We start from the raw sequence: 4,497 nt of genomic DNA on the forward strand, positions 1-4,497 counted from the left end.
SCATGGGGGGCTGCACGACATGCCTCTCGAAGCGCAGCCACGCATGGCGTGGCTCTACCCCCGCCGATGCCACGCACCCATCCCCCGGTAGAGCCACCCCATGGGTGGCTGCACGCGATCCCCGGCCCGAACAGCAGCCACCATGGGGTGGCTCTACCTTCAGCCGATCGTGCGCAGTACGTGGCCTTGGGCATCGCGCAGCTCGGTCGGTTCGACCCGAATGCGCAGGCGGCCGCCCGGCAGCGGATAACTGCCGCGTTCGGCATGCAGGTGCTCGCGTATCGCCTGCAGGCTGGCCGGGCTGAGCACGCAGCGCGCAGCATCCTGGTCGACCTCGACGTGGTCCTCCTCGCCCGGCTCGAAGCGCCAGCTGCGTTCCCGATCCACCAGGGTCAAGGCGCGGCCGTGCTCCAGCCGCAACGGCAGCAGCTCGAGGATGCCCCGCACTTGGCCAGCACCAAGCACCAGCTCGACCGTATCGTCCTGCACCTCCCAACCCAGCGTTTCGATGAACAGCGTGCCGGTCGTGGAGCCCTCGCGGGCACTGCCGGCCGCGACCTGGGCGGCCACCGACGCATCGGCGAGCAACGAGCCGCGCGCCAGATCGGTGATCCACAGCGGCATGCCCGCTTCCAGCGCCTGCAGCACGCCGTGGGTGGACCAGCGGCGCACGGCTGCCATCTCGTCGTCGCTGAGTCCGACCACCTGCAGGAAGCGCACGCGGCCGTTGGCGGTATCGCGCGGGGGCAGCTGCGGGTCCTGAATCAACGCCAGGTGGCGCAGCAYGGTCTCGCTGTCCAGGGCAATCGGACCATTGGCATCCAGGTGATGCCCGGCATCGAGCACGTTGCCGCTGCTGAAGACGTAGCGGGCCAGGTTCTGCAGCAGGTTCATCGGCCACACCGGCGGCGCGCCATCGGCGCCCTGCCCCGGCGCGGCGGCCAGGCGGAAGGTCAGTTCGAAGCCGTAGCCGCTGTCGGCCAGGTCATCACTCTGCTTGCCGTACAGCTCGGAGAAGCCATAGGTGACGTAATGCCAGTGCGGGCGCGGTGTCTCTGCCCAGTACACGCTGATGCCGTCCAGCGGATCCTGGCCGCCCAGCGTGTAGGGGATCGCCGTGCCGAAGTGGCGGGGTTCCTGACCCGGGTACAGCGCGCCCAGCGCCGCGTTGAGGGCGTCCCACCCCTGGGTGCCCTCATCGTCTTTCTGCGTGTGGTCCATCTGCCATGCTCCTGGCCTGCGTAGCCGGGCAAGGTAACCCCGGCCGGGCCATCACGGCCAGCCTTCCGGCCTCTGCCGCAGGTGCGGGTCAGCCCGCCACGGCGTCCGGCTGCGCGTCCACCACCAGCAGCGCATGGGTATCGCTGAGCCAGCGGCTGGCCAGCGCCGGGCTCTTGGCCTTGGCCACCGCCGCGGCCATGTCCGGCCACAGCTTTTCCAGGCCCCCGGCATCGGTGCAGCGTTCGATCTTGAGCTGCATGAAGTAGCCCTTTAGGCCGAGGTGGCGGCGCACCGACTCGCTCATCCAGTCATACAGGCGCTTGTACAGATCCGGATCCTGCTCACGCCCGGCGGTGAGCGCCCGCGCGGCCGGGGCGGCCACCGCGCCGCCGACCACTTCGATCAGACCTGCCTGCGCCAGTTGCGCCAGCGCATCGTCCGGCGCGCGCAGGCCCGGTAACAAGGCGGTCAACGCATCGTCATCGCGCTGACCATCGACCATCAGCAGAATGGACCGCAATGCCGGCGGCAGACGCCGCGCGCGGTCTTCGATTTCCTGACGGCCAGCGGCCGTCTTGGCATGGATGTACGCCATGTGTTCCCCCTGTCACCTGGTGCATTGTCACGCGCGGCAGTCAGCGCTGCGCTGATGCCCCTGCGTCCCCTTGCGACCGTCGCCGGCGGATGCGCCGACCAGCGCCCGCTGCGCGCCGTGTCCCCAGCGCGCGGCGTTCGGCCAGCGGCCTGCAACGATCACGCCCGCAGCTTACCTGACGTTCCCGGCTGCCGATAATGCGTTGCAGCAAGCGTGCTCTCGCCGCGTCGCCGGTGCCGGGGCAGACAATGCTGGCCGGCGACCGGCCCGCATTTGCAGGCGGCCGTGGTTACGGCCTGCGCCTGGCGAGCGCCATCATCAAACCGTAGACCACTGCGGCCAGGGTCGCGATCAACAGCAACGTACCGGCGTTCCGCTCGGTGTTCAGTACCGGCTCCAGCAGCGCCATCCCCACGCCCCACCCCACCCCAAAATGGGTGCCGTGAAGCACCCAGTTCAGTGCAAAGGATCGGTCGGCACTGTCAGATGGCAGGTGCAGGCCACACTTCCTGCAGATCCACAGGAGAAATCGGGGCTCACGCTTCATGCTCACTCCTAGCGCGGACACCGACGTGATGTGGCATCCCTGCGTCGATCGTGCGCGACCGGATAGTCCACGGCCATGTCCGGACGCGACACGTGCGAATGATTTCCGGGAAGCGCGACGCCCATCAAGCGCCGCATACAAACCAGCCCACACATCCATCGATGTGCCGGCTCCCGAGACATCTGCGGAAACGACGGTTTCAGCTGCCCAGCGCGCGCCGGATTTCATCCAAGGCCGCCGGATCATCCAAGGTCGAGAGATCTCCCGGATCGCGGTCTTCGGCCAGCGCCTGCAGCGAGCGGCGCAGCAGCTTGCCGGAGCGGGTCTTGGGCAGCGCGTTGACGATGTGGATGTGCGCCGGCCGCGCCAGCGCGCCGAGGGAGTTGGTTACCCGCTGCATCATCTCGGTGATGATCGCGCTGCCATCGCCGTCCACCGCCTGGCGCAGGGTAACGAACACAAGCGGCACCTGGCCCTTGAGTTCATCCTTGACCCCGATCACAGCCGCCTCGGCCACCAGCGGGTGGCCGGCGATGCACTCTTCGATCTCACGCGTGCCCAGCCGGTGCCCGGCCACGTTGATCACATCATCGGTGCGACCGAGGATGAAGGTGTAGCCGTCGGCGTCACGGATCGCCCAGTCCAGCGAACTGTACAGCAGCTCCTTGAAGTGGCTGAAGTAGCTCTGGATGAAGCGATCGTCATCCTTCCAGACCGTGCTCATGCAGCCCGGCGGCAGCGGCGGGACCATCACCAGCACGCCCTTCTGCCCGGGAGCCACTTCCTCGCCGGTGTTCTCATCGATCACCTTCATCTTGTAACYAAGATTCGGGAAACCCGGCGAACCGAAGCGCACCGGCTTCATGTCCACGCCCGGCAGCAGGGTGAGCGCCGGCCAGCCGGTCTCGGTCTGCCAGTAGTTGTCGATGATCGGCTTGCCGAGCGCATCGTTGATCCAGTGCGCGGTGGGTTCGTCGAGCGGTTCGCCGGCGAGGAACACGTACTTGAGCGCATCCAGGTCGTGGCGGCGGATGAAATCGGTGTCGTGCTTTTTCAGCACACGGATCGCGGTGGGCGAGGAGAACAGCGTACGCACCCCGTACTGCTCGCACAGCGCCCACCAGATGCCCGGGTCCGGGTTGGTCGGCAGCCCTTCGTACAGCAGTGAGGTGCAGCCGCCGATCAGCGGTCCGTACACGTTGTAAGAATGCCCGACCGCCCAGCCGACATCCGAGGTGGAGAACATCACCTGTCCCGGCTTGCAGTCGAAGACGGTCTGCATCGACTGCGCCATCGCCACCGCGTAGCCGCCGACATCGCGCTGCACGCCCTTGGGCTTGCCGGTGGTGCCGGAGGTGTACAGCAGATAGCTCGGCTCGCTGGATTCCAGCCACACCACCGGCACGTCCTGGTCACCCACTTCCTCGCGCAGGGTGGCGTAGTCGACATCGCGGCCGGGCACCTTCGGCTCGGCCGGATCCAGTCCGCGCGACACGATCAGCACGTGCGGCGGCGGCGACGTGGCTTCGGCGCAGGCGGCATCGACCATCGCCTTGTACGGAATCACCTTGCCGCCGCGCTTGCCGGCATCGGCCGCGATCAGCAGCTTGGGCGCGGCATCGTCGATGCGCAGCGCCAGGTTGTGCGCGGCGAAGCCGCCGAACACCACCGAATGGATCGCGCCGATGCGCGCGCAGGCCAGCATCGCGAACACCGCCTCGGCCATGTTCGGCATGTAGATCACCACGCGGTCGCCGCGCTGCACGTCCAGCCGCTGCAGCACGGCGGCGAATGCGTTCACCTCGCGATACAGCGCGCGGTAGGTGATCTCGCGGGTCACGTCGGTTTCGGTGGAGATGGCCACCAGCGCCAACTGATCGGGGCGATCGACCAGATGGCGGTCGACGGCGTTGTAGCAGAGATTGGTTTCACCGCCGACGAACCAGCGCCGGAACGGCGGGGTGCTGTAGTCGAGGATCTGTTCCGGTGGCTTGTGCCAGTAGATGCGCTGCGCCTCCTCCGCCCAGAACGCCTCGGGTTCGTCGATGGAACGTCGGTACATTTCCTCGTACTGCATGACAGCCCTCCCAGACAAAGCCATGCGTCGAGCATAGTCCGATGGTGGGGCGTGGGC

General features: G+C 67.5%; 4 protein-coding genes. All 4 read right to left on the reverse strand.

Annotated elements, in window-relative coordinates; genetic code table 11:
- Positions 1–159: 159 nt before the first annotated feature.
- Positions 160–1,221 (reverse strand): suppressor of fused domain protein, encoded by a 1,062-nt coding sequence (locus AC1DQP_RS16960; protein WP_478052058.1) that lies wholly within the window; start codon positions 1,219–1,221, stop codon positions 160–162.
- An 88-nt stretch (positions 1,222–1,309) separates the two neighbouring features.
- The gene (locus AC1DQP_RS16965) at positions 1,310–1,816 is read right to left on the reverse strand and encodes a hypothetical protein (protein ID WP_256776238.1); all 507 of its coding nucleotides are present in this window, start codon (positions 1,814–1,816) and stop codon (positions 1,310–1,312) included.
- 289 nt (positions 1,817–2,105) lie between these two features.
- The gene (locus AC1DQP_RS16970; protein WP_478052059.1) at positions 2,106–2,363 is read right to left on the reverse strand and encodes a hypothetical protein; all 258 of its coding nucleotides are present in this window, start codon (positions 2,361–2,363) and stop codon (positions 2,106–2,108) included.
- A gap of 199 nt (positions 2,364–2,562) precedes the next feature.
- Positions 2,563–4,440 carry a propionate--CoA ligase gene (prpE, locus tag AC1DQP_RS16975; RefSeq protein WP_478052060.1) on the reverse strand — a complete coding sequence of 626 codons (1,878 nt, stop codon included), beginning with the start codon at positions 4,438–4,440 and terminating at the stop codon, positions 2,563–2,565.
- Positions 4,441–4,497: the final 57 nt, after the last annotated feature.

Source organism: Stenotrophomonas sp. P5_A8 (assembly GCF_056400545.1).

What these genes read in the sequence shown, in the direction of transcription:
- AC1DQP_RS16965 (WP_256776238.1), bottom strand. Translation starts at nt 1,816, where the DNA reads ATGGCGTACATCCATGCCAAGACGGCCGCTGGCCGTCAGGAAATCGAA.
- AC1DQP_RS16970 (WP_478052059.1), bottom strand. Translation starts at nt 2,363, where the DNA reads ATGAAGCGTGAGCCCCGATTTCTCCTGTGGATCTGCAGGAAGTGTGGC.